The sequence below is a fragment of the Bacillus gobiensis genome, assembly GCF_001278705.1.
Taxonomy (GTDB): Bacteria; Bacillota; Bacilli; order Bacillales; family Bacillaceae; genus Bacillus; species Bacillus gobiensis.
The window spans coordinates 3,053,264-3,079,836 of sequence record NZ_CP012600.1; the positions used below are offsets into that span (position 1 = coordinate 3,053,264).

28 protein-coding genes are annotated in these 26,573 nt (G+C 41.6%); 10 read left to right on the forward strand and 18 right to left on the reverse strand.

Translation table 11 applies throughout. The annotated features are described in order from the left end of the window. The first annotated feature begins 41 nt into the window (after window positions 1-41). The 3 genes from AM592_RS15295 (at window position 42) to gerQ (ending at window position 2,839) form a co-directional block, all read left to right on the forward strand. Window positions 42-1,424, forward strand: a complete 1,383-nt coding sequence (locus AM592_RS15295; RefSeq protein ID WP_053604602.1) for a glycine--tRNA ligase — start codon at window positions 42-44, stop codon at window positions 1,422-1,424. A gap of 20 nt (window positions 1,425-1,444) precedes the next feature. Continuing rightward, window positions 1,445-2,071 (forward strand): YIP1 family protein, encoded by a 627-nt coding sequence (locus AM592_RS15300; protein ID WP_053604603.1) that lies wholly within the window; start codon window positions 1,445-1,447, stop codon window positions 2,069-2,071. Between the two features lie 195 nt (window positions 2,072-2,266). Then, on the forward strand, window positions 2,267-2,839 hold the full coding sequence (gene gerQ / locus AM592_RS15305; RefSeq protein WP_053604604.1) for a spore coat protein GerQ: 573 nt from the start codon (window positions 2,267-2,269) through the stop codon (window positions 2,837-2,839). 34 nt (window positions 2,840-2,873) lie between these two features. Here the strand turns inward: gerQ and AM592_RS15310 are convergent, their stop codons facing one another. From AM592_RS15310 to pdxR, 3 genes are all read right to left on the reverse strand, one after another. After that, on the reverse strand, window positions 2,874-3,245 hold the full coding sequence (locus tag AM592_RS15310) for a DUF423 domain-containing protein (RefSeq protein WP_053604605.1): 372 nt from the start codon (window positions 3,243-3,245) through the stop codon (window positions 2,874-2,876). 98 nt (window positions 3,246-3,343) lie between these two features. Then, entirely contained in the window at window positions 3,344-3,652 is a 309-nt protein-coding gene (locus AM592_RS15315; protein WP_053604606.1) for a YwdI family protein, read from the reverse strand. 59 nt (window positions 3,653-3,711) lie between these two features. Beyond that, on the reverse strand, window positions 3,712-5,070 hold the full coding sequence (gene pdxR, locus AM592_RS15320; RefSeq protein WP_225970241.1) for a MocR-like pyridoxine biosynthesis transcription factor PdxR: 1,359 nt from the start codon (window positions 5,068-5,070) through the stop codon (window positions 3,712-3,714). A gap of 257 nt (window positions 5,071-5,327) precedes the next feature. Between pdxR and AM592_RS15325 the strand changes: the two genes are divergently transcribed. Beyond that, on the forward strand, window positions 5,328-6,158 hold the full coding sequence (locus AM592_RS15325) for a proline dehydrogenase family protein (RefSeq protein WP_225970242.1): 831 nt from the start codon (window positions 5,328-5,330) through the stop codon (window positions 6,156-6,158). Then, window positions 6,148-7,044, forward strand: coding sequence for a DMT family transporter (locus AM592_RS15330; RefSeq protein ID WP_053604608.1), 897 nt, complete (start codon window positions 6,148-6,150; stop codon window positions 7,042-7,044). The genes AM592_RS15325 and AM592_RS15330 overlap by 11 nt, the downstream gene beginning before the upstream one ends. A gap of 118 nt (window positions 7,045-7,162) precedes the next feature. On the opposite strand, the gene AM592_RS15335 is transcribed toward AM592_RS15330, so the two are convergent. The 5 genes from AM592_RS15335 to AM592_RS15355 form a co-directional block, all read right to left on the reverse strand. Continuing rightward, on the reverse strand, window positions 7,163-7,840 hold the full coding sequence (locus tag AM592_RS15335) for a uracil-DNA glycosylase (RefSeq protein ID WP_053604609.1): 678 nt from the start codon (window positions 7,838-7,840) through the stop codon (window positions 7,163-7,165). A 167-nt stretch (window positions 7,841-8,007) separates the two neighbouring features. Next, window positions 8,008-8,820: a glycosyltransferase family 2 protein gene (locus AM592_RS15340; protein ID WP_053604610.1), complete on the reverse strand. Its 813-nt coding sequence runs from the start codon at window positions 8,818-8,820 to the stop codon at window positions 8,008-8,010. A 31-nt stretch (window positions 8,821-8,851) separates the two neighbouring features. After that, entirely contained in the window at window positions 8,852-9,406 is a 555-nt protein-coding gene (locus tag AM592_RS15345) for a hypothetical protein (protein WP_053604611.1), read from the reverse strand. 75 nt (window positions 9,407-9,481) lie between these two features. After that, entirely contained in the window at window positions 9,482-10,108 is a 627-nt protein-coding gene (locus tag AM592_RS15350; RefSeq protein ID WP_053604612.1) for a hypothetical protein, read from the reverse strand. Continuing rightward, window positions 10,098-10,439: a PadR family transcriptional regulator gene (locus AM592_RS15355; RefSeq protein ID WP_053604613.1), complete on the reverse strand. Its 342-nt coding sequence runs from the start codon at window positions 10,437-10,439 to the stop codon at window positions 10,098-10,100. Before AM592_RS15355 ends, AM592_RS15350 begins: the two co-directional genes overlap by 11 nt. A 154-nt stretch (window positions 10,440-10,593) precedes the next feature. Here AM592_RS15355 and AM592_RS15360 point away from each other — a divergent pair, with 154 nt between their 5' ends. Further along, complete coding sequence (locus tag AM592_RS15360; RefSeq protein WP_053604614.1) at window positions 10,594-11,409, forward strand: bifunctional hydroxymethylpyrimidine kinase/phosphomethylpyrimidine kinase; 816 nt, start codon at window positions 10,594-10,596, stop codon at window positions 11,407-11,409. Window positions 11,410-11,452: 43 nt separating this feature from the next. Here AM592_RS15360 and AM592_RS15365 read toward each other — a convergent pair whose 3' ends face one another. After that, entirely contained in the window at window positions 11,453-11,713 is a 261-nt protein-coding gene (locus tag AM592_RS15365) for a DUF2489 domain-containing protein (protein ID WP_053604615.1), read from the reverse strand. Window positions 11,714-12,145: 432 nt separating this feature from the next. Beyond that, the gene (locus tag AM592_RS15370; RefSeq protein WP_053604616.1) at window positions 12,146-12,526 is read right to left on the reverse strand and encodes a hypothetical protein; all 381 of its coding nucleotides are present in this window, start codon (window positions 12,524-12,526) and stop codon (window positions 12,146-12,148) included. A gap of 527 nt (window positions 12,527-13,053) precedes the next feature. Between AM592_RS15370 and AM592_RS15375 the strand changes: the two genes are divergently transcribed. Beyond that, window positions 13,054-15,486: a S8 family serine peptidase gene (locus AM592_RS15375; RefSeq protein WP_053604617.1), complete on the forward strand. Its 2,433-nt coding sequence runs from the start codon at window positions 13,054-13,056 to the stop codon at window positions 15,484-15,486. Window positions 15,487-15,830: 344 nt separating this feature from the next. Here AM592_RS15375 and AM592_RS15385 read toward each other — a convergent pair whose 3' ends face one another. After that, complete coding sequence (locus AM592_RS15385) at window positions 15,831-16,829, reverse strand: LLM class flavin-dependent oxidoreductase (RefSeq protein ID WP_053604619.1); 999 nt, start codon at window positions 16,827-16,829, stop codon at window positions 15,831-15,833. Between the two features lie 53 nt (window positions 16,830-16,882). Here AM592_RS15385 and AM592_RS24395 point away from each other — a divergent pair, with 53 nt between their 5' ends. Continuing rightward, window positions 16,883-17,023 carry a hypothetical protein gene (locus AM592_RS24395; protein ID WP_192841116.1) on the forward strand — a complete coding sequence of 47 codons (141 nt, stop codon included), beginning with the start codon at window positions 16,883-16,885 and terminating at the stop codon, window positions 17,021-17,023. On the opposite strand, the gene nfsA is transcribed toward AM592_RS24395, so the two are convergent. Both nfsA and AM592_RS15395 read right to left on the reverse strand, forming a co-directional pair. Then, window positions 17,024-17,767 carry an oxygen-insensitive NADPH nitroreductase gene (nfsA, locus tag AM592_RS15390; protein ID WP_053604620.1) on the reverse strand — a complete coding sequence of 248 codons (744 nt, stop codon included), beginning with the start codon at window positions 17,765-17,767 and terminating at the stop codon, window positions 17,024-17,026. It lies immediately after the preceding gene. Between the two features lie 155 nt (window positions 17,768-17,922). After that, window positions 17,923-19,098 carry an FtsW/RodA/SpoVE family cell cycle protein gene (locus tag AM592_RS15395; RefSeq protein ID WP_053604621.1) on the reverse strand — a complete coding sequence of 392 codons (1,176 nt, stop codon included), beginning with the start codon at window positions 19,096-19,098 and terminating at the stop codon, window positions 17,923-17,925. A gap of 303 nt (window positions 19,099-19,401) precedes the next feature. Here AM592_RS15395 and AM592_RS15400 point away from each other — a divergent pair, with 303 nt between their 5' ends. Next, on the forward strand, window positions 19,402-20,730 hold the full coding sequence (locus tag AM592_RS15400; RefSeq protein WP_098945322.1) for a YjiH family protein: 1,329 nt from the start codon (window positions 19,402-19,404) through the stop codon (window positions 20,728-20,730). A 47-nt stretch (window positions 20,731-20,777) separates the two neighbouring features. Here the strand turns inward: AM592_RS15400 and AM592_RS15405 are convergent, their stop codons facing one another. Further along, complete coding sequence (locus tag AM592_RS15405) at window positions 20,778-21,935, reverse strand: GNAT family N-acetyltransferase (RefSeq protein WP_053604623.1); 1,158 nt, start codon at window positions 21,933-21,935, stop codon at window positions 20,778-20,780. A 218-nt stretch (window positions 21,936-22,153) separates the two neighbouring features. Here AM592_RS15405 and AM592_RS15410 point away from each other — a divergent pair, with 218 nt between their 5' ends. Beyond that, the gene (locus tag AM592_RS15410; RefSeq protein ID WP_098945324.1) at window positions 22,154-22,408 is read left to right on the forward strand and encodes a spore morphogenesis/germination protein YwcE; all 255 of its coding nucleotides are present in this window, start codon (window positions 22,154-22,156) and stop codon (window positions 22,406-22,408) included. A gap of 76 nt (window positions 22,409-22,484) precedes the next feature. Here AM592_RS15410 and qoxD read toward each other — a convergent pair whose 3' ends face one another. Genes qoxD through qoxA form a run of 4 tightly spaced genes read right to left on the reverse strand, consistent with a single transcriptional unit; the run spans window position 22,485 to window position 26,407 of the window. Then, window positions 22,485-22,868: a cytochrome aa3 quinol oxidase subunit IV gene (gene qoxD / locus AM592_RS15415; RefSeq protein ID WP_053604625.1), complete on the reverse strand. Its 384-nt coding sequence runs from the start codon at window positions 22,866-22,868 to the stop codon at window positions 22,485-22,487. Continuing rightward, on the reverse strand, window positions 22,868-23,482 hold the full coding sequence (gene qoxC, locus AM592_RS15420) for a cytochrome aa3 quinol oxidase subunit III (RefSeq protein ID WP_053604626.1): 615 nt from the start codon (window positions 23,480-23,482) through the stop codon (window positions 22,868-22,870). The genes qoxD and qoxC overlap by 1 nt, the downstream gene beginning before the upstream one ends. A 3-nt stretch (window positions 23,483-23,485) precedes the next feature. Next, window positions 23,486-25,432 (reverse strand): cytochrome aa3 quinol oxidase subunit I, encoded by a 1,947-nt coding sequence (qoxB, locus tag AM592_RS15425; RefSeq protein WP_053604627.1) that lies wholly within the window; start codon window positions 25,430-25,432, stop codon window positions 23,486-23,488. A 27-nt stretch (window positions 25,433-25,459) separates the two neighbouring features. After that, a complete protein-coding gene (gene qoxA, locus AM592_RS15430) occupies window positions 25,460-26,407 on the reverse strand; it encodes a cytochrome aa3 quinol oxidase subunit II (protein WP_053604628.1) in 948 nt (315 codons plus the stop codon). Window positions 26,408-26,573 lie beyond the last annotated feature (166 nt).

The following is a 26,573-nucleotide window of genomic DNA, read 5'->3' on the forward strand; positions in this document are numbered from 1 at the left end:
TTATTATATAAACAACAGCCTAATTACAGGAGGAAACAAATATGTCAAAATCAATGGATCAAATCGTATCTCATTCCAAGCATCGCGGCTTTATTTTTCAAGGGTCTGAGATTTACGGCGGTCTTGCCAATACATGGGATTACGGTCCGCTTGGCGTCGAATTAAAAAATAATATTAAGAAAGCCTGGTGGAAAAAATTCGTTCAAGAATCCCCTTACAATGTGGGATTGGATGCGGCGATTTTAATGAACCCGAAAACGTGGGAAGCATCCGGCCACTTAGGTAACTTTAACGACCCGATGATAGATTGTAAAGACTGCAAAGCGCGTCATCGTGCGGATAAATTAATCGAAGAAAAGCTTCAAGAGAAAGACATTGAAATGATTGTCGACGGTCTTTCATTTGATGAGATGGCAAACCTTATCAAAGAGCACAACATTACATGTCCTGAATGCGGCTCTGCCAATTTCACAGAAATTCGCCAATTCAACTTAATGTTCAAAACCCACCAAGGGGTAACTGAAAACACGACAAACGAAATTTATCTTCGCCCTGAAACAGCTCAAGGGATTTTCGTTAACTTTAAAAATGTCCAACGTTCGATGCGTAAAAAGCTTCCATTTGGTATCGGCCAAATTGGCAAAAGTTTTCGTAACGAGATTACTCCAGGCAACTTTACATTCCGTACTCGTGAATTTGAACAAATGGAGCTCGAATTTTTCTGCAAACCGGGTACTGAGCTGGAATGGTTTACGTATTGGAAAGAAACGTGCAATAACTGGTTATTGTCACTCGGTCTAAAAGAAGAAAATATTCGCCTTCGCGACCATGAAGAGGATGAACTATCCCACTACAGTAACGCAACTTCAGACTTTGAATATAAGTTCCCATTCGGCTGGGGTGAGCTATGGGGGATTGCTTCACGTACTGATTACGATTTGAAAAAGCACATGGAGCATTCTGGTGAAGATTTTAACTATATAGACCAGGAAACGAACGAGCGCTACGTACCTTATTGCATCGAGCCAGCTTTAGGCGCTGACCGGGTAACATTGGCCTATATGATTGATGCGTATGAAGAAGAAACGTTAGAGGACGGCTCTTCACGGACGGTCATGCGGCTGCACCCGGCATTAGCACCATACAAGGCGGCGGTATTGCCACTATCGAAAAAGCTTTCAAACGAAGCCCGTGCAGTATTTGAAGATTTAGCTAAATACTTCATGATTGACTATGACGATGCAGGTTCCATCGGTAAACGGTACCGCCGTCATGACGAGATCGGTACACCTTTCTGTATTACATTTGATTTTGATTCATTAGAAGATCAACAAGTAACGATTCGCAATCGTGACACGATGGAACAAAAACGGGTTGCTATTAGTGATTTAAAAGCATTCATTGAAGAATCCGTTCAATTTTAATTTCATGAGGAGTGAAGCGAATGGAAACGAAAGATCAAGCGCAGCCGTATGGGGTGACGCCTTGGTTCAAGGTTTGGATCGCTCCTCGAAGCATCATCAGAGAATTTCTTGATTCTCCATTTCCAGAAAAAAACGCCAGACTGCTTGCAGCTCTAGCTGGCATCATTACATCAATAGAGCAGTTGGAAAAAGACAGTCTAACAGCATCGAACGTTATCATTAATATTATCGTTGGAGCAATTATGGGAATCATCGCCTTATATTTGTTTGGTTTTATACTAAGAGTGACAGGAAGTTGGTTTGGCGGTGAAGGGGACGCTGAAGATCTAAGAACGGCAGTTACGAGAGGGCAAAACGTACTGACAATCTTACTCGCTGTCTTTTGGATCCCCAAATTGCTGCTGTTTGGATTAGATGCATTCTCGAGTATGTTCTGGAGCATCGACATTACAAATATCCCCAAGATGATTCTATTCATTTTTGAGATCCCTTTATCGATATGGAGTTTTGTCGTTTTTGTATTAAGTGTTGCTGAAGCACATCGTTTTTCCGGATGGAGGAGCCTTGGAGCTTGCCTTATATCAGCCTTTTTCGTTCTCCTGCTGTTTCTGGTTATTTTATTACCATTCCTCGCTTTGTCTTTTTAAGCTTCCTCCGGGGAGCTTTTTTGTTTTACTGTCATTTAGTGCATATCCGTTCCCTTCACAACATAAGTTTGAATGGATGAAAGAATTTAGTCTTTATTTCTTGCCATCCATAAAAAACACTTACAAAATTAGTGATTTGAGGCAGAAGGCAAAAAGCAGCGTCGTCTATCTGTCTATGAAAAAGGAGGAAGGAAATTGAAGGGATTTCGAAATCAATTTTCACAATCTATGCAGCCAGGCTTTTCCCCTCAACAATTCGGGCAAAACCCTTATCCCCAAGGGCAGCAGGGGTTTCAACAGCCAGGGCAGCAGCAGGGCTTTCCTTATCCCCAAGGGCAGCAGGGACAACAGCAAGGACAGCAGCAAGGGCAACAACAAGGACAGCCGGGGCAGCAGCAAGATCAACAACAAGGACAGCCGGGGCAGCAGCAAGGCTTGCAGGTGCCTCCAATGCCGTCTGCACCAACACCATCCGGTCCGTCCGCTCCTGGACAGCTGCCGCTTGAAGAGTCTTACATTGAAAATATTCTCAGGCTTAACAGAGGAAAAATTGCCACAGTTTACATGACCTTTGAAAACAATAAAGAATGGAATGCAAAAGTATTTAAAGGGGAAATTGAGGCAGCAGGACGAGATCATATTATCCTTAGTGATCCAAAAACAGGAGTAAGGTATCTCCTCCTTACCGTATATCTCGATTATATTACTTTCGATGAACCTATCGCCTATGAATATCCATACAGTATGGCCAGCTATTCTCCTAGATAGGAAAACACCTTCCGCTTTCGAAGGTGTTTTTTTCTTACAAAAACTTCACAGCAGCTACTACGACAAGAACCCAGGCGATAATAAAGGACAATCCGCCTAGAGGGGTGATTGCACCGAGCACTGAAATTTGTGTAAGACTTAATACATACAAGCTCCCGGAAAACAGTACGATCCCTACAAACATGAGCCATCCCGCTGCAGTCAAGCTGGCCACACTGCCTATTTTGTCAAAAAGTAACGCAACAGCCAGAATACCTAACGCATGGTACATATGATATTTCACGCCTGTTTCCCATGTCTGAAGATATTTCTCAGGAATCCTGCCTTCAAGCCCGTGCGCGCCGAAAGCACCAAGCCCTACTGCGATCATGGCATTGATGGCTCCTATGATAATAAATACTTTCATATTAGTTTACCGCCCTTCTATTCAAAAAAGATCAATTTAATTTTAATGCTTTACTGGCCGATTCGTCTTCGTCAGACACAAGATTGTCGGTTTTTTGTTTAAAAATCAAATATAGAATCACCGTTTGCTTCATCATCTTTTTTCTCTTTTTTCTTCGTTTCTTCGTATTTTCGGCTTCCTTCCGCTCCCATTAATTGATGAAGCATCGATTCCGATTGATCACTTATTGCTGGTGCCTTTTTTTCTTGGACTTTTGGAATGTCCGATTGGCCGGACTCAAGAATAACGTCGCACAGCGATTTGATCACCGCGGCATGGAGCTTGATCTCCTCGTTCCCGTTGCTGTTTTTCGCCTTTTGGAGTTCCTCCTCCATTTTTTGAAGCAGGCCTGATATGTGAATATTCATGATTTGTTCCTCCGTAACATAAACTTTTCTCTTTATATTTTAACAAAAACGAACAGGTTTCACATAAGACGGTCTATTGCATTTTTTAAACAACGAATCCCTTGCTGAATTTCTTCGTTGTTTAAATGGCCGTAGCCAATGACAAGCTTTCCCTTATGGATTCCCCTCGTTATCGCATGCTGTTCAACAGAATAGAGCTTCACTCCGTCTTCTTCCATTTGGAGTAAATCATTTTCTGAAAAAGTCGCAAACGGAAAATCGGCAATGAAATGCAAGCCTGTCGAATGCCCGGAAATTTGAATATCCGCTGGAAAAGCTTCTTTTAATTTGTTAATGATCAAATCTCTTCTTTGTCGATACACTTTCTTCATTTTGCTTACATATCGGTCCATATGTCCCGCTGCCAAAAAACGCGCAAGTACCAGCTGTTCCGGAGCAGGTGTATGCAGATCGGAAAACCATTTGACGGATCGGCATTTTTCAACCAAATTGCTCGGAAGAATAATGTAGCCGATCCGCAGAGCCGGCGATAAAATTTTGCTGAACGATCCTATATAGATGACTCGATGTGGATCAAGCCTTTGCAGCGTGCTAAGAGGCGGCCCGTCATAACGGAATTCACTGTCGTAATCATCCTCTACAACATACGAATTGGTTTTCCTAGCAAACTGAAGCAATTCGATTCTTCTTTGGATGGAAAGAGTCCCGCCAAGCGGAAATTGATGGGAGGGTGTCACAAATGTAAATGCAGGGATTACGTTTTCGGGAAGCAAAGAGGTATCCAGTCCTTCTTCATCCACAGATACAGGGTAAAGATTACCGCCTGCATTTTTAAAGATTTGCTGAATATCATCTGTGATTGGATCCTCCAGCACTACCGGATCGTCTTCCCTCAGCAGCATTCTTCCTACTATCGTTAAAGCTTGTGTTGCTCCGGAAGTTATCACGATTTGTTCCTTCGAGCATTTGACTCCTCTTGTTTTAAGCAAATAAGAAACTAGCTCTCTCCTAAGTTCCTCTGCCCCTTCAGGTGATCCGTAGCCAAGTGTATGATCTGATATCTCGGTCCACACGGCTTGTGATAGCCTGGCCCAAATTTTACGGGGGAAATGCCTTAAATCGGGTATTCCGGAACGAAAATGGATCATTTCTTTTTTATGTACGCTATGAATGGGAGAAGAAACAGGCTGTTCCCAATATTCCCTTTTCAAAAAGGCACCCTCTGCCACATATGTTACTGAGCCTTTTTTTGAAAAAACAAAGCCTTCAACCATCAGCAGATCGTATGCCTCTAAAACGACGTTTCTTGATACATGAATCGCTTTGGCCAGCTCTCGTGACGACGGAAGCTTTTCCCCTGCAGGAAGACTGCCATCTAAAATTTTTCCACTTATTTCATTGTAGACCTGGCGAATCAAAGGAATATTTTTACATCGATCAATCGATAAAAGCAGCTTTGTTCACTCCTTTTCAAAGTGGCTCTAATAAATAAATACGTGATTGGGTCTAAGTAAAACCATTTTACCATGCTACCTTTGATGAAAGACAAAAAAAGGAGCCGGTGAGAAAGTAACAATTCAGCAAGCGTTAAAAAGTATTGCCCGTAGTCCGGAAATTAAGGATTTTGTCAAGAATTCACCTGAGGTATACGAGGTGCTTGTAAAAGCGGCAAAACATGTACATATGCGGAGAAAAAAGAGAAGAAGCTTTAACTGAGGATGAACGCTTTATTCGTAGCGGACATTCCGTCTCACTTGAATACATTGGGGAAAACGCGAGAAGTAATGAGGAAATCATTCAAGCCATAAATGAATTTGAGCAGCTTATTCATGTAATGGGGCAAAAAGGAATTGAACAAACCGTTTCCCTCGATTTATCTCATATTGGCTTAAACGGCGACCAAGACAAGCAATATGAACATCTCATTTCTCTGTCAGCTTCTGCTTTATCGTATAACATTGATATCATGATCAGCATGGAAGAGTCCTCTAAAACTGACAGTATATTAAATGTTTATGAAAAAGCAGCAAGACTCTTTCCGAATGTAGGAATTACGATACAAGCACATTTGTTTCGCACCGAGAAGGATCTCACACGCGTACTAAGGTCACCAGGTAAAATACGACTTGTCAAAGGGGCTTATAAAGAAGATGTCTCGATTGCCTTGTCCAGGTCACCCGAATTAAATGAAAGCTACATAACTTTTGCTAAAGCAATCATTGATGCGGACAAAAAGCTGTCCATTGCCACTCACGACTCGAAGCTCCTTCAAGCACTGGAAAATAGACAAATTATTTCCATCCCTTATACCGAAATTGAAATGCTTTACGGCGTGAACACAGGGGTACTGGATGAACTGAAGGAAAAAGGCTATAAAACTAAAAGATATTTAACATACGGACAGGATTGGTTTTTGTATTTCTGCCATAGGCTTGCGGAGTATCCCGAAAGTATTCTTGATGTGGCTGCTGATTTGCTCAAGCAGGACGGTGAATATGCTAGATGAAATCCTATCTATACGTTTTGCGATGGTGATCGTCGGAAGCTCGATCGTTGCTGGCGAGCTGTCCATTCAGAAGCTTCCGATTTTTTTAATCTCAGAGCTTCGTTTCCTTATTGCTTCAGCTATCCTAGTGCCGATTTGGTTGTTATATGAAGGGCGCCCTTCTTTAAAAATAAAGGATGCTTTGCTTCTGTTGTTGCAGGCACTCTGCGGCGTATTCTTATTTAACATTTTTATGCTCACAGGATTAAAATCCACATCAGCAATTGACGCCGGCATTATTAGTAGCACTGCGCCGGCAGCAGTTTGTCTGCTGGCTTTTTTTCTTTTTGGCGAGAGGCTGACACTCCACCGCTTTGCCGCTATTTTGCTTGCTGTTACAGGTGCTTCCGTATTGCAGCTGACCGGGTTTTCTGCCGGAAATGAAACAGACGGGCACTTATTGGGAAACGTATTTATTTTAGCTGCTGTCATATGCGAGGCCTTGTTTGTTTCTTTAGGGAAGCTTGTCTCCGCCAGAGTCAGCCCGCTCGGAATTTCCACAGTCGTTTCCATCTATGGTGCAATTATGTTTTTTCGTTTTTCGTTGCAAGAATTTAAAAAAGTCTCGCTGCCTGTGATTACGTTTGAGACATATGGGATCATCCTCTATTACGGAATAATTGTTACTGTGGTGGCCTTTCTACTTTTATATCAAGGATTGACAAAAATCTCGGCCGGAACAGCCGGAGTATTATCCGCTATCACACCTGTCAGTACAGCCATTTTGTCAATCCTTATACTTGGTGAAAAACTGACTTTTTTACATGTGATAGGCATTTCACTTGTGTTTGCTGCGATTTTCTTTGCATCAATACCAGTTAAAAAAGTAGTTTCAGAGGTTAAATGAAAATAAATGTTAAAAATCTGCCCGCAGAATTCGCTGGCAGATTTTCCAATGGTTTGTGTCGGTATTAGAGGTTGTTCTCAATTTATGTGCTTGATTTAGTTCTTATGTGCCTGTATCGCTATTCGTCCTCAATACACCAATCAACCGGCTTTTCATTGATTTTTTCCAAGTAATGATTGGCCTGTGAAAATGGCTTGCTGCCGAAAAAGCCTTTATGCGCTGAAAAAGGGCTCGGATGCGGGGATTCGATAATAAAGTGCCTGGACGTATCAATCCGTTCCTTTTTCATTTGCGCATGTCTTCCCCATAGAATGAAGACGACTGGTTTTTCTCTCATATTTAGGACGTCAATGATACGGTCAGTGAGGGTTTCCCAGCCTATTCCTTTGTGGGAATTAGCCTGGCCTTTTCGTACCGTAAGCACCGTATTTAACAGCAAAACCCCTTGTTTTGCCCAGCTTTCTAGTGACCCGTGGTTCGGCAGGCTGCAGCCAATATCCTCCTTCAGCTCCAGAAATATATTTTTTAGCGAAGGGGGCTGCCTAACGCCTTTTTGTACAGAAAAACTAAGTCCATGTGCCTGGTTCGGCCCATGATATGGATCCTGTCCAAGAATCACCACTTTTACGTCTTCATATGTGGTATAGTGCAAGGCATTAAAAATATGATCCTTATTAGGATATATGGTTTGATTGTTATATTCTTTTTTTAATAGTTCTCTCAGTTCCAGATAATAGGGTGCTGCAAATTCTTCTTTTAACTGGTTCCACCAGCTGTCGTTCAGCAGTTGCTTCATTGATGCGGCCTCCTTTTCCATCTACGATTATAGCAATCTATCGACAGAACTTGAATAGGAGATATGTTAGATGTCTGAAGGATAAGCAACAGATTTAATTAATCAGTGTGCAAAAAATCTCAAGCGATCCACTTAAAAAAACCGCCAGTCCACCCTAAAAGCCTTAATCACTGACCGTCGACCAGCCTTGATTTCACCGGTTCACCATCCCATACCCTTTCGCTTGCGGATTCTCTTTTTTTCACGGCCGGCTCCTCCAGCAGGACAGCGAAATTTTTTGTTGGAAGATCACCTAATTGGTGTTTTTCACATAAGGCTTTTAAATAGTTTTCCCGTGCTCCGTGAAGCTCGGCTGACTGGTTATCACCATTGTCTGAAAAGGCATAGATCACACTAGCTGTGGGTACCCTTTTGATCGTAAAGCCTTCTTTTGAGACACGAAGGAAAAAGTCCCAGTCCCAATAATTGTGCATTTCAGGGTCAAAAGCTCCTATTTTCTCATGAATACTGCGCTTATAAACACTTCCTGATGGGACATAGGTTGAAAATTTCCTCATTTCCTCAATATCAAACGTATAGGCAAAAAGCTTTCTGCTTACTGGATAGCGCGTTTTATTTTTATCTTGAAATGAGACAATTTCCGCATCAGAATAAGCAAAATCACTAGATTCCAAGGCTTTCAGCATCCGTTCAATATGGCCGGGTGTCATTAAATCATCGTCATCAAAGAGCATAATGACGTCTCCCGATGCCTGTTTAACTCCTTCATTTCTTGCTCTAACATGCTTCACATTTTCTTTAAGGTTTAGGATCGTAATAGGCAGTTCATTGTAAAGAGCTTTTACAGTCTCCACAGATTCCCCTGCATCATTTACGATCACAATTTCATTTGCTTTCACCGATTGGCCGGCAATGGTTTCAAGCAACTCACAAAGTTCTTCTAGTCGGTTATGGGTAACAATGACAATTGAAAGCTTCATACCTGTCTCCTGTTCGTTTTTTGACCTCTTCTTATTGTACAAATCCGAACGTCGCCATGACAAGAGCAAACAGCAGAACAACCATTGCTGCGAAGACTTGTAGCAGCCGTTTTTTCCACTGATCTCCTGAGTTCAGCACCCACCTTCGAACGCAGTAAATATAGGCGGGCAATAGGACAGTGGAGTAACAGAAGCATAAAAAAACTAAGGCAGCTGGAAACGGGCCGCATCCTTCATTATTCCAATCCGTTGCTAATTCCTTGAAGCTTTCACCTGAGCTGAAATATAAATACAGCATGAATAAGTTGAGTAGAAGTGCTCCTCCTGAAAAGAAAATTGCAGAAGCGTGAGCAAACTTAATGCAGCGTATCGCAATGAGCCATACGATAGAATAAACAAGGAGCATCATTGCAAGATTCGGAGACAAAACAAATAGAAAATCTGTATCGTCAGCATGAACCAATTCAAGCAAAAAGGAAAAGCCAATCATCAAAGGAATGGTGAAACAAAAAGCAATCACTGTACTAAGCAATGCTCCGATGTGCAAAATAAATCCGAAAAGAAAGGCTCCCGCTGCTTTCACCATATGTACCAGCTCCTCTATTACATAGTAATTCTAGGTATATATTTAAAAAAAGACTTGCTTAGGAACAAGTCCCCTCTACACGAGAATCCGCCTGCCGAACAAGAAACCAATTTTGCTGACGACCGGAAACAAGAAAGTACTTACGATGCAAGCCAGAAAAAAATCCGGAGTTAACATTGTCTCATAAGGCTTTCCGGGAATCAGATTCCATAAAACGATCAGCATGAAGAAAAAATTAGGGAGTATTGCGACGAAAACGGTCAGATTCATAATTTTCCTACCATTTACTCCGTATTCCCTTCCGCCTTGATAGCCCAAGAGCATCCAAAAGATAAGATATCCGCATAGAATCAGCCATTTCGCCGACCATAATGCCGTGATGAAAGGAATATCAACAAACAAATACAGAGCGGTTACTATTACACCTCCAATGAAGAACAAAAGATTAAGCATAATATAAAAGCTTGAATACACTTTCACTGTAGGAGCCGCCTGACCTTTATACGCTTTGGCAATTTCCGTTGGAGAGCCTATTTCTCCCTGAAGTTTTTCGTAGATTTCACTTTCCGAGTATCCATTATCTTTCAAATATCTATAGCTCTCTTCAACGTGAGAGAAAATTTCTTTTACGAGTAATTCATCGGCATGAACACGACTTAGCGCTCTTTTAAGATCTGCCTTATACAAATGCTTACTCTTCATTTGCAAATTCCTTTTTCAGCATTTTGTTCATCATGCTTGAAAATTCCTTCCACTCGCTAACTCTGTCATTCAAAAGCCGTGCTCCTTCGCTTGAGAGCTTATAATATTTACGGTCCGGACCTTTTTCTTGCTTTTCCCAATAAGAAAGAACATATCCTTGCCTTTCAAGCTTATGAAGTGATGGATACAATGTGCCTTCTTTCATTTGAAGCGTATTTTCGCTTCTTTGGTTCATTTCCTTAACCAACTCATAGCCATACATCTCTCGTTCCTTCAAGAGCTGAAGAATGAGAATGGCAGTGCTTCCCTTCACTAGTTCACGGTTAAACATGAAATACACCTACCTAGTAATCATAAGTATGTAAATCATAGGAAACTTTCTCCATTCTGTCAATACTTCCGTATGTTTGTGATCTTCTGAAAAGGGGACTATAATATAAAATAAAGAAATTCTGATTTTCTGTAATGAGAGGGGAACTAGAGTCATGTCAATGCAAAAAGCACTTACTATCGCAGGATCCGATTCGAGTGGCGGAGCAGGAATCCAAGCTGATTTAAAAACATTTCAAGAACATAATGTTTACGGAATGACCGCACTAACGGTTATTGTATCCATGGATCCGGATAATAATTGGAACCATCAGGTTTTCCCTATAGATATTGAAACGATTAAAGCCCAGATTTCAACCATTGTGGACGGGATCGGGATTGACGCAATGAAAACGGGAATGCTGCCGACAGTAGAAATTGTTGAGCTTGCTGCCAATACCATCAAATCAAAACAATTGAAAAATGTTGTGATTGATCCAGTTATGGTTTGTAAGGGAGCAAACGAGGTTCTTTACCCTGAACTAGCAGCAGCCTTGCGTGATCTGTTAACACCTGTTGCCACGGTGATTACTCCCAACTTATTTGAAGCTGGACAATTGAGCGGTTTAGGAGAAATTACAACCATAGAGCAAATGAAGGAAGCAGCGAAAGCTATCCATGAACGTGGAGCGAAGTATGTTCTTATTACCGGCGGGGGTAAGCTTGAGCATGAAAAAGCAGTAGACTTACTTTTCGATGGAGAGACATACGAAGTCCTTGAGGGTGAACGAATTGATACGTTGAACACGCATGGCGCAGGCTGCACCTATTCTGCAGCAATTACAGCAGAGCTTGCAAAAGGGGCAGATGTGGAGGAAGCTGTTTATTCAGCGAAGAAATTTATCACAGATGCTATTCGCCACTCCTTTCCAATTAACCAATATGTCGGTCCGACGAAGCACTCTGCATGGAGACTTGATGGATCAAACTAGTATTTCCAACCCTTTTTTGCGCGGTAAGCAGGGCAAAAAGGGGTTATTTTGTTTTCAATTGATGAGCCGACTTTCTAAGATAGGCTTCAATTGATTGTAAGAATAACGCATATTCCTTCATTTGATCATAAGTTCGTGAGAGCCTTTCTTTTACCTCTTTATAAAGCACATCTTCTTCTTCGCTTTCTGAAATCAGTTTTCGTATGCGCATGAGCACTTCCTTATACTCTTCTTGTTTATCTTGAATATGATTCGCAATTACTTCTATTCGATACGGGGTTATTTTCTGCCTTCGGTTATTCATGAAAATCACTCCTTATTGAACATTCTGAAAAAACCATACACATATACAATCATAGCATGATTAATTCCATTTGGAAATAAGTAGAAAGAATGATATTATGCTTCACTTTATTTCCCGGGAAAAATAGAATGTTCAGGAGCAACCTTAAAAGCAGGATGGGGAACCCCTGATATTCAAGCGTTAATCTCCCATCCTCATTTTATACCTATTCAATTGTAAGTTCCGCCACATCAAAAAGATAACCTGAAGCTCACCATTTCCGTTCCGTGCCCTTGCACCTTCTTCAGTTATCTCGCGGAATCATGTATCCCAAATTAAACAGACAGAATAACTTTGCCGGGTTAATTGCCTGTAAATTACAATCGATCATCTAACAATCAGCGCCCCAACTGATTGAAGATTCACTCTATGTGAACGGTTCAAATGAATACTTCATGTAGGAGCCACCCTGACATTTGAAGTTTTTAAGATTTTCTTTTGATGAATTTTTCCGATTGCTTTTATATTTTTATAAGCATCTTCCTCCTTCCTTATAATGAAGGTGTTCCAAAATACTGGTCCCGCCCTGACTTTACATGGAGACTCTTTGATACCGTTTTGTAAGTTGCTTTGAAAGAAAGCACGCTCCGCCTTCTGCTTATTTCCTGTTGTTTTCCTCTTTTTCTTCTGAAGCAGTTGTTTCGGCTCGTCCATTTTTCTGTTAATAACGATCAAGGATCCTCCAGTTAGCTGATACACCGGCATATTTATAAGGAACACCCATCCTATGATAAGTTCTATACTTATTATCATTGATTCTATCAAATTTTTCACATTAATCCCTCCGCAAGCTAATCTATGAAACTTGTGTCCCTATCATATCTTGGTTGAATAACGAGGTTTGTCACAATCTGTGTGAAAAATCGTACTAGTTTTAAGAAGTTTTGTTGAAATCTGATAGATTTAACTGAAAATAAATAGAGTAAGAGCTTTTTTAAGCTTATTCACAAACTATCCCAAGGATAAACACATATTATCCACAATAGATATCCACATATACACAATGATAGTCCACATTTTGTAGAAGAACACGTATTCCCTACCATATCTGCCCACAGAATTATTTACTTATCCACGTTTTTTTGTGGATAAAATAAATTTCCCATGACTTTCGTTTGAATTAAAAGGAAATATTTCGTGAGTTTATTGAAAACAGGATATAAGACCTATCCAAATTAAGTCTAATGGCACAAGGAATAAAGTCTCTTAAACTTGAAACCTACTAAAGTTAACTACTTTTACAGATGCTGTTAAATCATATGACAAGGGAACCAGCATCATTATAACGAGGAGGAGCACTATTGAAAAAAAGTTTAATCAAGTATTCTACATTTTTTATTGCACTCGTTTTTGTATTGTCCACATTTATACCGGGTGTGCAGGCTCTATCCGTTTCTGCTCAGGCATCCACCGAACTAAACAAAGCTAAAATTTTCGGGGAGATTGATACAACTTCCGATAAACAAACTACGGTTATGGTAGAACTGAAAGAAAAATCGATGGTTGAAGCCAAAAAAACGGGCAAGAAACAAACAAAAGCTACATTAAAGGCAGCAAGAGATACCGCGAAAAACAAAGCAGCGAAATCCGTTAGAAACGGAAAAGTAAATCGTGAATATGAGCATGTTTTTTCCGGTTTCTCCATGAAGCTTCCGGCAAGCGAAGTACCAAAGCTGCTTGCAATAGAGGAAATTAAAGCTGTCTATCCGAACGTAGAATATACAACTGACGACATAAAGGGCGGTGATGTTGCCGTTCCGCAAGATGCGGTCAGTCCGCAAATGGATAAAAGCGCCCCATACATAGGTGCAGATAAAGCCTGGGAGTCGGGCTATACAGGAAAAGGCGTGACGGTTGCTGTTATTGACACAGGTGTTGATTACACACATCCGGACTTAAAAAACAACTTTGGAGCTTACAAAGGCTATGATTTTGTCGATAACGATTACTCTCCGCAAGAAACACCAGTGGGAGACCCTCGCGGTGAAGCAACCCAGCATGGTTCTCACGTAGCTGGAACGGTAGCAGCGAACGGTACGATTAAAGGAGTGGCGCCAGATGCTTCACTTCTTGCTTATCGCGTATTGGGTCCTGGAGGCTCTGGTTCGACAGAGGATGTTGTCGCGGGAATTGAACGTGCTGTCTTGGATGGTGCAGATGTAATGAATCTATCATTGGGCAACTCATTGAATAATCCAGATTGGGCGACAAGTATAGCACTTGACTGGGCAATGTCTGAAGGCGTGGCAGCCGTAACCTCAAACGGTAACAGCGGTCCTGATAACTGGACAGTCGGTTCGCCAGGAACTTCAAGAGAAGCTATTTCAGTCGGAGCCACTCAGCTCCCCTTTACAGAATATAGTGTAAACTTTGCCCCGTACGCATCCGCCAAGGTTATGGGGTATAACAACGAAGATGATATTGGGACTTTGAACAATAAAGATGTCGAGCTTGTTTTCGCTGGAATCGGTGATAAAAGCGATTTTGAAGGCTTAGACGTGGAAGGAAAAGTTGCTGTAGTACAAAGAGGCGTTTTGCCATTTGTCGATAAATCCGATAATGCAAAAGCAGCAGGAGCTATAGGTGTTGTTGTCTATAACAACGTACCCGGTGAAATAGCGCCGAACGTTCCGGGCATATCACTTCCTACGATCAAATTATCCAAGGAAGATGGCGAAGCTCTTGTAAGTGATATGAACAATGGCAATACATCTGCTAATTTTTCCTTCGCAGTGGAAAGGGAGGTTGGCGAATTAATGGCTGATTTCTCTTCTCGCGGTCCGGTAATTGATAGCTGGATGATTAAGCCTGATATCTCAGCTCCAGGAGTTAATATCGTTAGTACGGTGCCGACTCATGACCCAGCCAATCCATATGGATATGCTTCCATGCAAGGAACAAGCATGGCGTCGCCTCACGTGGCAGGAGCAGTGGCCTTGCTTAAAGAGGCAAAGCCAGAATGGACAGTCGACAAGCTGAAAGCGACTCTTATGAATACTGCTGATAAGTTAACGGACCCGGACGGCAATATCTATCCTCATAATACACAAGGAACAGGCAGTGTACGAATTGTCGATGCAATAAATACCGAAACCATCGTGTCGCCGGCCACCTATTCATTCGGCACTTACATGAAGGATAAAGGAAAACAAACGAAGAGGCATTCATTTACGATTGAAAACCTTTCAAATATCAGAAAAGCTTACACAATGGAATATACATTTGAAGGGGAAGGAGCAAATGGAATCAAAATCAAAGGAACGACGGATCGTGTCGTTGTCCCCGCAAATAAAAAAGGCAAGGCTCATATGAGCGTCCAAGTGAATGCCAAGAAGGCAAAAGCGGGAACATATGAAGGGAATATACTAGTACGTGAAGGCGGAAAAATTGTTGTAGAAGTTCCGACCTTGCTTATCGTAAAAGAACCGGACTATCCTCGAGTCACATCTGTTGAAGTACTGCCTGGCGTCACAGAAGGCTCCTACGCAATCGAAGCCTATTATCCTGGCGGAGCTGAGGAAACAGCATTCCTGGTGTATGACGCGGAGCTTAATTTCATTGGAGAAGCCGGGACATACAAGAAAGTCGGCAAAGGCTACCAGACCTTTAACTGGGATGGAAAAGTGAATGGCACAGACGACCTTGCGCCAGGCGAATATTATCTTCTTGCGTATGCGATAAAAGCAGGAAAATCAAGTCAGGTTTTGACCGAAGAACCTTTTATCGTCGAATAATGACAAGCCTTGTTGAGAACCACTCAACAAGGCTTTTTTATGCTAAACTAAAAAAACAAAAAGCTACATATCACTTGAAAGCCGGGGGACTTTACTGCCATGTTCTCATTTATTTTCCTGTTCATTTTTGCCATCTTTGTTATCTGCTTTTTCCTTCTCTCGCTAGTTTTTTTCGCTGTCCATTCCAGTCACGGAAAAAAGCAGCCTTTTAAAAAGGCCGCAGAGGACGTCGTTGACACACTCATTATTATGCCTCTAAGTTGGATTGTTTCTGCTCTGTATGTCGGAGGACTATTGGTTCTGTTCGTTTTACGCTTCATTCTTAAAATATTCAATATCAGGCTTTAATTCAATATTACATCTGCCAGAAGCCTGTATGAATTCAGTTTGTCCTGAAAATTATGGGTAATCGTAACAATCATCAGCTCATCCGTTTCGTATGCATTAGCAATCGCATGCAGCTGCTTTTTCACACTCTGCGGATCACCGACAACCATTCGTTTGCGATTTTCTTCTACCCTTGCTTTTTCAAATTGAGAGTACGAATAAGAAATCGCTGTTTTAAGGGAAGGGAATCCATTTCTAAGCATCCCCTGCTCATTGGCAAGCAGTGCAAAATCAAGACAGACTGCAAGATTCTCTGCTTCTTTCTCAGTTTCAGCACATAATACAAATACGGCTACCGCCGCCTTCGCTTTTTGTCCTGCGACAGTGGATGTAAATTTCTTTTTGTAGCTCCTGACAGCCTCCTCACCGCCTTCTCCATTGATAAAAAGGGCAAATGTGTAGGAGGCTCCCAGCCGGGCTGCCGTTTGTGCGCTTTTGCCAGATGAACCGAGCATCCAAAGCTCAGGGGCTGATTGAATATGAGGAGCCGCTGTAAGGTTGGGATAGCGATGATTCTCATCAGCCAAATCATATAGATACGCTACTAAATCATCTAATTGCTCGGGGTCAATATCAACACGGCGCCTTTTTGACTCCTGGAGAGCCATTGATGATATCGGCATTCCTCCTGGAGCGCGCCCGATCCCAAGATCAATTCGTCCGGGAAACAAGCCTTCCAGCACGCGAAAATTTTCAGCTACCTTGTACGGGCTGTAATGCTGAAGCATCACGCCTCCTGAACCAACTCGAATTGTTTTTGTTTGCGCTGCGATTGCACCTACCAGTACTTCCGGACTTGATCCTGCCAGGCTTTTTGAAAAATGGTGCTCCGAAACCCAAAACCTTTCGTATCCAAGAGCTTCTGCATATTTAGCAAGTTCTATCGTTTGCTTAAGTGCAGCTTCCGCACTGCTGCCTTCGGATATTGGTGATTGATCAAGTATACTGAGCTTCATACCGATTCCCTCCGTATATTGTTATGACTTTTTAAATAAAGGAGGCTTTGAAAATGGACAAGTTGGACACTAAAAAATCTGCAAAAGAAGCAGAAAGCGGCAGTTTTGCAAAGGGCTGTCTCTTCGGCTCCTTCATTTGCCTGCCCATTTGGTTGGTTGTTTATATATTTTTTAAGAAGTTGTTCTCCCACTAATTATCTTTTACTGAAACCTTTTTCCTCGACAAATTCCTTCATGAAGGTTCGTTTCGTATGTCTCAACCGGTTTGTAATCTGGTCTGTCCATGTTTCAGTGCGAATTCCGTCCGTTCTCGCCCGGTAATATGAAGAGATTGTTTCATCGTATTCGGCAAGCTTAGCAATGGCAGATTCTCCGTCATATTTGTTTTCATGGTACACACTTTGTAACGGCAGCCTCGGTTTTTTGTCTGTTTGCTGGGCTGGATGGCCAACCGCCATACCGAATAAAGGCAAAACGTATTCCGGCGTTTCTAGGATTTCGGATACTTCCTTCAAATGGTTGCGGATGCCTCCGATATAGCATATGCCAAGCCCCATTGATTCTGCAGCGATGGCTAAATTTTGTGCAGCAAGAGCCGCGTCAATAACGGCGATCATAAAGGCCTCTGTGCTCTCTATTGTCGCTTTTATATCGACTCCTTTTTCATATGCTATTTGCTCATGACGATGTAAATCAGCACAAAAGACAAAAAAGTGTCCATTTTCCGCTACATAGCTCTGATTTCCTGCATAGTCCGCAAGTTTTTCCTTTAGCTTATGGTCACTCACGCCAATAATCGAATAAGCCTGTATGTAGCTAGATGTTGACGCCGCCTGTGCAGCCTCTACAAGGAGCTTAATTTCTTCTGCCGTCAGACGTTCCTGCGTAAACGAACGAACGGAACGGTGATCTAATATTGTTTCAATGATTTGGTTCATGTGTCTCCCTCCTTATCTCTTATCATATCCAATTAAGCCCACTCTCAGAAAGCGAGAAAGCTTGAAATGAGAGAGAAATTCCTAAAGACAAGGCCTCACGAGGCGCGTTACAGTAAAAAAGGCCGCCTCACCTATTCGTGAGACTGCCCTTATCCTTATTTAAACATATAGCTTTGATATTTCGACAAATGGTAGCTGGCGTTGTATACGATCGCAAATCCAATTAACACGGCAAGCACAGAGCTTCCTCCATAGCTGATAAACAAGAGGGGAATCCCGGTAATCGGCATGAGGCCAATGTTCATGCCAATGTTTTGAAACGTATGAATAACAATCAGCGCTGTATATCCAATACAAAAATAGGAAGCAAATTTATTAAACGGAAAAATTCGATCGGTCAGTACAACCAACCGGTAAATTAAGTAGAAAAAGAATATCACCAGTATGGTACAGCCTAGAAAGCCAAAGCTTTCACCAATGACAGCAAAGATGAAATCCGTTTCAGCCTCTGGTACGTGCACCTTTAGGTTACCAATGCCGTTCCCAGTCAATTCACCTGAACCAATTGCTTTTACGGCGTTTTCACTCTGAAGCTTGGCATCCGCAGTTTGCTGATCCGGACTAATAAATGTCATTACACGATCAATCTGATATTTTTGTATATGTAATACATTCTCCGCGAAATCGGGGAAATTAACCACAATATAGAAAGAGATCGTAATGATCGTTGCAGCAGATCCTCCAATAATCGCTATTAATTTCCAATTAATTCCCGATAAAAAAATCATCACACCCATAATAAAAACAATAACCATCGATGTTCCAAAGTCCGGCTGCTGCATGATGAGAAGAATCGGAATTCCTGCTATAGCAAAGATTTTCAAAAGAAGATAAATATCTTCTTTCAATGTACGTCTTCCTTTTGGCGATGCTTTCCCAATGACAGAGGCCATATACATAATGATCCCGATTTTCATAAACTCTGACGGCTGTAAACTAAAACCCGGGAGAAAAAACCAGCTCTTCGCGTTATTTACCGGTTCTGCAAACCTAATACCACCAATGTAAGAAGGGCTTACAAGCAAGATGGCACAAAGTAATGCAAACCCAATGTATACATACAAGCTCAGCTTCTCCAGCTGCTCTAAATCAAAGTAAAGAAGTCCGATAACCACTAATATTCCCAAAAGATAATAGAGCACTTGCTTTGATGCAGTGCCTCCTCCAACCGCACTATAGACAGATACTACACTTATAAGGAAAAACGCTACAATAATAAATATTAAATCCCCTTGATAGTAGGGGCTCGTTTGCTTTTTTGTTGAACTCATTTTTATCCCCGCTTTACTCCTTCTTCCGAAACACTAATTTTCATTATACAGCAACCATACCAAAGATTGAATGAGAAGCTTTTTTCCTTTTTTATTTCTTCCCTACATTTTTTCTATTCCTACAATAGGACGGACAGAACGAAAAAATGTTTCGGTGTCAAAGTGCTCATTCAAAGTTATTTTGCGACTGTGACAAATTTGTGATACGAATTTGCTTTTTCGGCAAAATATATTACAATAGAATCTGTTTTGCTGCAAGAAATAAATTAAGGAGAGTTTCTATTGAATAAATCTAAAGCATCAATGGGAGATTATTTACTATTTATTATTCCCTCTTTACTAGGGATTATATTATTTATGCTTCCTATACAAACCGCAGACGGTGTTACGATATCGATTGCCTTGCTTTCCGGCTGGCTGCAATCTCTTTTAGAAGGTTCGCTTCCGCTCATCATGACAATTATTATTACTATTACCTTTTTTATGACGCTGATCACAAAAACTTTTCAGCCGGCTTTTATTAAGAATCGGCCATTTTTTAATCAACTTTTCAACCCGCCGGCATTTTGGTTTGTCGTCCGCTTTTTTGGAATGGTATTTGCGATACTAACGTACTTTCAATTCGGCACAGATGTTATCTATTCAGAAGCAACAGGAGGACTTTTATTAGGTGATCTTCTGCCGGTTTTATTTTCGGTCTTTTTGTTTGCGGGGCTTTTCTTGCCGCTGCTTATGAATTTTGGGCTGCTTGAGTTATTCGGAGCGCTGATGACCAAATTGATGCGGCCGGTATTTAAGCTTCCCGGAAGATCATCAATCGATTGTGTCGCTTCATGGATTGGCGACGGAACGATAGGTGTCCTGTTAACGAGCAAGCAATACGAGGAAGGTTTTTATACAAAGCGGGAAGCAGCAATTATCGGGACAAGCTTTTCTGTTGTCTCCATCACCTTCAGTCTCGTTATCATAAATCAGGTCGGTCTTCCTAAAATGTTTCTTCCTTTTTACTTAACCGTCCTGCTGGCTGGCGTCGTCGCTGCTATCGTTTCCCCTCGTATCCCGCCTTTGTCGCGAAAACCGGATACGTATATCAATGGCAGCAGCGACAATGATCAAGAGGTTATTCCTAAAGGATATACTCCTTTTACATGGGGATTGTCCCTGGCTGTCGCTAAGGCAAAAACGAATACCAATGTAAGCCGCTTTTTTAGAGAAGGCGCCAAAAACGTGCTGGATATGTGGATGGGTGTCGCCCCGATCGTCATGGCGCTCGGGACAGCCGCTCTCATTGTTGCCGAGTTTACGCCAATTTTTAAATGGCTGGGAATGCCGTTTACGCCATTGCTCCAGCTCCTCCAAATCCCTGAGGCAGCTGAGGCGTCGCAAACTCTGGTAATTGGCTTTGCTGACATGTTCCTCCCGTCTGTCCTCGCGACAGGCATAGAAAGCGACATGACGCGATTTATTATTGCGTGTGTCTCAGTAACACAATTGATTTATATGTCGGAAGTAGGCGGACTTTTGCTCGGTTCAAAAATCCCTGTTTCTTTCATCGATTTGGTGATTATCTTTTTCGTACGTACGCTAATAACACTGCCTGTCATTACACTTGTCGCACATTTACTATTTTAAAGCGAGAAAAAAGAGGGACCTGTTAACCGGTCTCTCTTTTCTCATTTTTAAAAGAAATCCTTTAATTCTGTTTTTTTCGGCTGAATCGTTTGATCGAGTCTTTCCATCTCGTGCTTGTCGCCGCTTATCTTTCCTGTTTCATATAAAAAACGAGCGGAACGTGCTCCAAGCAAAAAGGCTGTTAAAGATCCTATATCCACGGTTAGAATGCGACTATCTGCATCATCGTTGACCAGCTTTACCCCATGCTTATCAAATGAGCATACTGCATGATTCCATTCTGCCCATTCATCATGGACCCGAATCAAAAAGGATTGATCGATGTTATTACGAAGAGGGTAAAGCTCAAGAAATAATTTAACGTCAACGATTCTTGCCATAAAATATGGATGGAGCTCTTGTTTGATTCTTGGATTATCCAATCGATAATCTAAGTCCTCCGTCTCACTGACAGTCATTGAGACCTCATCCAGCATGGAATCATGCTGGCAAATAAAATTCCATAACCCGGCCTGCGCTTCTCTGTTCAAGTAAACATACTCTGTAACCGTCATTTTTTTCTTTTCAACATCGTAAATCAGATAGCCGAGAGGTTCGTTCTCCTCAGAATAATAAACCGCATTAAAATAACCTTTTAGCACGGTTTCCTTCCAATAATCGCTGCTCCGGCTGATAAGCCCGTTTGCCGATTTCTTATATGTATCATAAATCGTCCCGCACACCTTCGTAGCTTGTGTTTCATCCAGCCTATTCACATACCCTCCTGCAGGTTTTATTGCTTTAAGATGCTCTGATTGTAAATGATACGATTTATTATAAAATGCAACTTCCCAGCCGTACTTTCGATAGAATGAAATTTTGAAAGGATGCAAAAAGCTGATGGCTTGCTGATTTTCTCTCATTGTTTTTAAGGAATGGAGCAAAAGCTTTTTAACAGTCCCCTTCCTTCTTTCTTCAGGCCACGTCGCAACGCCGGCGATTCCGCCCATTTTCATTACCGTTTCTTCGATCATTGATTCGTGTGAAATTAGATGAAGTTTCGATAATAGCTTTCCGTTTTCAAACGATCCAAACACGTCGTGCCCGGCATATTTTCTTTTCACCTGTTCCAATCGGTCCTCTGAAACTTTATTTTGGAAGGCGTAACTAGATAGTTTAATCGCTTCCAAAATATCTTTTTCTTCTGTGAGCCTTACGATCTGCATATACTTCCTCCTATATCTTCACTTTTTCACTTTCTTGACAAAAAAATGAGAAAAACGTCTGAATATTAATTGCTTTCTTAGTGTATCATTTTTTCTATTTTGTGGTATAATATCTGTAACAAAACGTTCACAAAACGTTGCTTTTTTCGACATAATTTCATTTTTGAAAACAATTTTGGTAGCGCTATCATTTCTTGAAAGGAGTGATCTAATTGGATATGTTTTTTGCTTATCTTATGTTGGCAAGTGCTACTCCATTATTTCTATGGCTTGAGAACAAGAAAGTGGCTCTCTCGTCCATTCCGCCGATTATTTTAATGTGGATCTTCTTTGGTTTTTATATGACTAGCAGCTTATCTCCTACAGGACATACTCTTATGATCGCACTCTTCGCCATTAACGTCATCGTAGCCCACGTTGCAATCTTCATTCTATACGGTCTTCCATTGATAAAAAAATACAGGCGGCATTAAAAAAGACTCGGCTGTATTTGCGCCGAGTACTCTTATTTTATACAAATAAAAGGCCTGCATTTCGCAGGCCTTTTATTTAATGATCGTGATGGTTTTGTTCTGAAGGCTTTTCTCCCTGGGAAGGAGAGTGGCCATCCATATTATCGCCATGATGATAGTGAGCTGCGAAAATCCAGATCGTTCCGATGACAATCGCAATCGCTGTAAAGAATCCAAAAAGCGTATTGCCAACTTGAATCGTTCCGTTGTCGCTTTCACTCATGTGCATGAACAGGAACAGCTGGACAGCAGCTTGGATAAGTGCCAATCCAAATATAATCCAAAGCTTGGCCGGCGTACTAAAATCTGTCCAAAGTACGACTGCAAATGCGATTAACGTTAAAACGATAGACATTCCAAACCCGATCACATGCTTCCAAGGAAAGTGATTGTGTTCAGCTGTTTTGCTATTAGCTGCCATTAGTGATTCACCATCCCTATGAGATAGACGGCTGTAAAGATAAAGATCCAAACAACGTCTAAAAAGTGCCAGTACAAGCTGGAGATGAACAGCTTGGAAGAAGTTTTAGGTGTCAACCCCCGCTTCGCTGTTTGCAGCAAAATCCCGATGATCCAAAAAATTCCGATCGATACGTGAAGTCCGTGTGTGCCTAACAGGACGAAGAAGGATGACCAGAAAGCACTTGTAGATAACGTCGCTCCTTCATGCACGTAATGCATAAATTCCGTAATCTCGTAGAATACAAAACCTGCCCCCAATAGCAGAGTGAGAATCATCCAAATCATTACGCCTTTTAAACTTCCTCTGCGCATCTCGTGAATAGCAATTCCGCAGGTGAAGCTGCTCGTTAATAGCAGGAATGTCATGATCATTACAAGGTTTGGTTCAAAAAGCTCACTTGGTAAAATTCCGCCAGCTGTTCTTTCCCGAAGAGCAAAGTAGGTCGCAAATAATGTTGAGAACAGCACGATTTCAGCACCAAGGAAAATCCAAAACCCGAGAATATTTAACCGGCCTACTTCAGACTGGTATTCCAAAGGGGCATTGGTATTGGTTTGTTCTGCATGCTCCATCCGTCACGCCTCCTTGTTCTTCAATTCTGTTTCTTTTACTTCGTCTAAGCCTACATAGTGGCCGTCTTCGTAATCAAATGAACGTAGAATCATCGTGATGAAAACGCCGATAACTCCGACAATCCCCATCCAGTACCATTCAAACACCAATCCGAAGCCCGCAAATCCGAAGAAGCAAGACATAACAAACGGCCGTCCCGAATAGTTCGGCATATGAATTTTCTTGAACTTGCTTTCCGGATGGACATCCACTTTATCATGCTTCATTTGCCAGAAAGCATCCATTGATTTAACTTCAGGAAGCACGGCAAAGTTGTAATGCGGTGGAATCGCAGATGAAGTTGCCCATTCAAGCGTACGTCCAAGCTCCCATGAATCTCCGTTTGTTTCTCGTTTTGAATAACGGAAGCTGTAATAGATGTTGTAGCAAAGGATAATAAAACCAACACCCATTAACAATGCTCCGAATGAAGAAAGCATATTCAATGCTGTCCAGCCGTCTTCAGGACCGTATGTGTAAATACGGCGCGGCATTCCTTGAAGTCCCAAGAAATACTGCGGGAAGAAACAAACATTAAATCCGATCATAAATATCCAGAAGAACCATTTGCCGATCCGTTCATTTAATTTATGGCCGAACATTTTCGGGTACCAGTAGACGAATCCGGCAAAGCAAGCAAACACGGTTCCGGCAATTAATACGTAGTGGAAGTGAGATACAAGGAAGTACGTATTATGATACTGGTAGTCTGCTGCTGCCATTGCAAGCATGACCCCGGTCACCCCGCCGATAACAAAGTTCGGGATAAATGCGAGTGCCCAAAGCATTGGTGTTGTCAGCCTGATTCTTCCTCGATACATCGTAAAGAGCCAGTTAAATATTTTCACACCGGTCGGAATCGATATTGCCATCGTCGTGATCGAGAAAAATGAGTTAACCGCTGCACTGTTACCCATTGTGTAAAAGTGGTGAACCCACACGACGAAGCTGAGAACAGAGATTGCAATTATAGAACCAACCATAGCTTTGTAACCGAAAAGCTGTTTTCGTGCAAACGTAGAAATAATCTCAGAGAATATTCCAAACGCCGGAAGTATAACAATGTAAACTTCAGGATGTCCCCAAACCCAGAACAGGTTCGCCCAAAGCATTGGCATTCCGCCGTTTTGGAGGGTGAAAAATGCTGTTCCAAACAATCTGTCAAAGGTCATAAGTGCTAAAGCAACCGTAAGTACAGGGAAAGCAAATATTATAATCATGCTTGTAATGAGAGTTGTCCAGGTAAACATCGGCATTCTCATCAGCGTCATACCTTTTGTACGCATTTTTAAAATGGTTACAAAAAAGTTAATCCCTGTAAGAAGGGTACCAATACCGGTAATCTGCAAGCCAAGCAGGTAATAGTTCTGCCCAGGACCAGGGCTCATTTCATTTCCTGCCAGCGGCATGTAAGCCGTCCAGCCTGCTGCCGGAGATCCTCCGATAACAAAGGAAATATTAAACAGCATGGCGCCGATCATGAAGGTCCAAAAGCTTAAGTTGTTTAAATACGGAAATGCAACATCTCGTGCTCCGATTTGAAGCGGAACAACCACGTTGATCAATCCGATTAAAAATGGCATAGCCATGAAAAGAATCATGATTGTTCCGTGTGTTGTAAAGACTTCATTATAGTGCTGTGAGTTTAAAAATTCATTGTTAGGAAGCGTTAATTGGGCACGCATCATCAATCCGTCGACTCCGCCGCGGAAAAGCATCAAAACAGCTGCCAAGATGTACATGATCCCTAATTTTTTATGATCAACGGTCGTGATCCATTCTGACCAAAGCCATTTCCATTTTTTGAAGTAAGTCAGTACAAAAAGGATGGCAATCGACGTTAATCCTATTGAAATTTGAGCTCCAAGTATTAACGGATCACCAGTGACAAAAAATTCATCCCATTTCATTTAAGCTTCCTCCTTTCCTGGCGAGTTTTATTTCTCTTTAGGATCTTCATATTTATCGTAGAATGATGGTTGTTCTGTATGAGCCTTCGAATGAGGAAGTGTAGGCTTAAACCCTAATTTCTCCCGGGCGCCTAAAGCATATTCCGCGTCTTCACCGTGAGAAACAAACCCAAGATGTGTAGACGAATATTCTTGCTCACCCACGTGCTCAGGAAGCATTAAGTAATTATACATATCCTCGGTCAGTTTCGGAGCGTCGCCTTGTGTTTGGGAAACCCATTCGTTAAAATCGTTTTCTTCCATGGCATTCACATTAAATTTTTGTTCGGCAAACCCGTCGCCGTTAAAGTTTGCATTACGCCCTTTATAAGTCCCTTCCTCATCTGCTTGAAGGTACTGCTCCATTTCCATTCCGGCCATGGCGTATTCCTGACCGCCAAGCTGAGGAATCCAAAGGGAGTTCATAGAATCCGCAGACGTAAGCTTAAACAAAATCGGACGGTCTGTAGGTATATTTAAGTAATTCACAGTCTCAATTTCTTGTTCTGGATAACTGAAAATCCATTTCCAATCGACTGATGTTGCATAAACTACCAAAGGTTCTTCATTTTCACTAACTTTCGGTGCTTCTTCCAATGAATAAATCGTACGAACCGTTGGTATCGCTAATGCTGTGACAATTATTATAGGGATCACAGTCCAGACCACTTCTAAAAATGTATTCCCTTCATTATCGGGATCATATTTGCTTTTGCTATTTTTACGCTCGCGATATTTTACTAATATAATTGTAAACAAAACGAAAACCACGCCAACGATAAACAGCATGAAGCCGATTGACAGAAGGATAAGATCTTTTTGCTGTTCGGCTACCGGGCCTTTAGGATCGAGAACCGCCGCATTGCTGCACCCGCCAAGCAAAAGCATTGTAACAGCCATAGCTAATAATATCAGTGGTTTATATGCTCTGAACATGAGGATCACCTTCCTTCCTATAGATGTTATGTTGTTTTTTAATACGATGATTGAAAAGAAGCATATTCTACTTATGTAATGCTAACAAAATCCTTATCTGATGACCTTATCTTTTTCAAAAGTTCAATCTAAGTTCAACTAAATGTCATAAATTCGACATATTTTG

Excerpts from the sequence above, each read along its gene's own strand:
- AM592_RS15295 (WP_053604602.1), top strand. The coding sequence starts at position 42 with ATGTCAAAATCAATGGATCAAATCGTATCTCATTCCAAGCATCGCGGC.
- AM592_RS15300 (WP_053604603.1), top strand. The coding sequence starts at position 1,445 with ATGGAAACGAAAGATCAAGCGCAGCCGTATGGGGTGACGCCTTGGTTC.
- AM592_RS15310 (WP_053604605.1), bottom strand. The coding sequence starts at position 3,245 with ATGAAAGTATTTATTATCATAGGAGCCATCAATGCCATGATCGCAGTA.
- AM592_RS15315 (WP_053604606.1), bottom strand. The coding sequence starts at position 3,652 with ATGAATATTCACATATCAGGCCTGCTTCAAAAAATGGAGGAGGAACTC.
- AM592_RS15325 (WP_225970242.1), top strand. The coding sequence starts at position 5,328 with ATGTACATATGCGGAGAAAAAAGAGAAGAAGCTTTAACTGAGGATGAA.
- AM592_RS15330 (WP_053604608.1), top strand. The coding sequence starts at position 6,148 with ATGCTAGATGAAATCCTATCTATACGTTTTGCGATGGTGATCGTCGGA.
- AM592_RS15335 (WP_053604609.1), bottom strand. The coding sequence starts at position 7,840 with ATGAAGCAACTGCTGAACGACAGCTGGTGGAACCAGTTAAAAGAAGAA.
- AM592_RS15340 (WP_053604610.1), bottom strand. The coding sequence starts at position 8,820 with ATGAAGCTTTCAATTGTCATTGTTACCCATAACCGACTAGAAGAACTT.
- AM592_RS15345 (WP_053604611.1), bottom strand. The coding sequence starts at position 9,406 with ATGGTGAAAGCAGCGGGAGCCTTTCTTTTCGGATTTATTTTGCACATC.
- AM592_RS15350 (WP_053604612.1), bottom strand. The coding sequence starts at position 10,108 with ATGAAGAGTAAGCATTTGTATAAGGCAGATCTTAAAAGAGCGCTAAGT.
- AM592_RS15355 (WP_053604613.1), bottom strand. The coding sequence starts at position 10,439 with ATGTTTAACCGTGAACTAGTGAAGGGAAGCACTGCCATTCTCATTCTT.
- AM592_RS15360 (WP_053604614.1), top strand. The coding sequence starts at position 10,594 with ATGTCAATGCAAAAAGCACTTACTATCGCAGGATCCGATTCGAGTGGC.
- AM592_RS15365 (WP_053604615.1), bottom strand. The coding sequence starts at position 11,713 with ATGAATAACCGAAGGCAGAAAATAACCCCGTATCGAATAGAAGTAATT.
- AM592_RS15385 (WP_053604619.1), bottom strand. The coding sequence starts at position 16,829 with ATGAAGCTCAGTATACTTGATCAATCACCAATATCCGAAGGCAGCAGT.
- AM592_RS24395 (WP_192841116.1), top strand. The coding sequence starts at position 16,883 with ATGGACAAGTTGGACACTAAAAAATCTGCAAAAGAAGCAGAAAGCGGC.
- nfsA (WP_053604620.1), bottom strand. The coding sequence starts at position 17,767 with ATGAACCAAATCATTGAAACAATATTAGATCACCGTTCCGTTCGTTCG.
- AM592_RS15395 (WP_053604621.1), bottom strand. The coding sequence starts at position 19,098 with ATGAGTTCAACAAAAAAGCAAACGAGCCCCTACTATCAAGGGGATTTA.
- AM592_RS15400 (WP_098945322.1), top strand. The coding sequence starts at position 19,402 with ATGGGAGATTATTTACTATTTATTATTCCCTCTTTACTAGGGATTATA.
- AM592_RS15405 (WP_053604623.1), bottom strand. The coding sequence starts at position 21,935 with ATGCAGATCGTAAGGCTCACAGAAGAAAAAGATATTTTGGAAGCGATT.
- AM592_RS15410 (WP_098945324.1), top strand. The coding sequence starts at position 22,154 with ATGTTTTTTGCTTATCTTATGTTGGCAAGTGCTACTCCATTATTTCTA.
- qoxD (WP_053604625.1), bottom strand. The coding sequence starts at position 22,868 with ATGGCAGCTAATAGCAAAACAGCTGAACACAATCACTTTCCTTGGAAG.
- qoxC (WP_053604626.1), bottom strand. The coding sequence starts at position 23,482 with ATGGAGCATGCAGAACAAACCAATACCAATGCCCCTTTGGAATACCAG.
- qoxB (WP_053604627.1), bottom strand. The coding sequence starts at position 25,432 with ATGAAATGGGATGAATTTTTTGTCACTGGTGATCCGTTAATACTTGGA.
- qoxA (WP_053604628.1), bottom strand. The coding sequence starts at position 26,407 with ATGTTCAGAGCATATAAACCACTGATATTATTAGCTATGGCTGTTACA.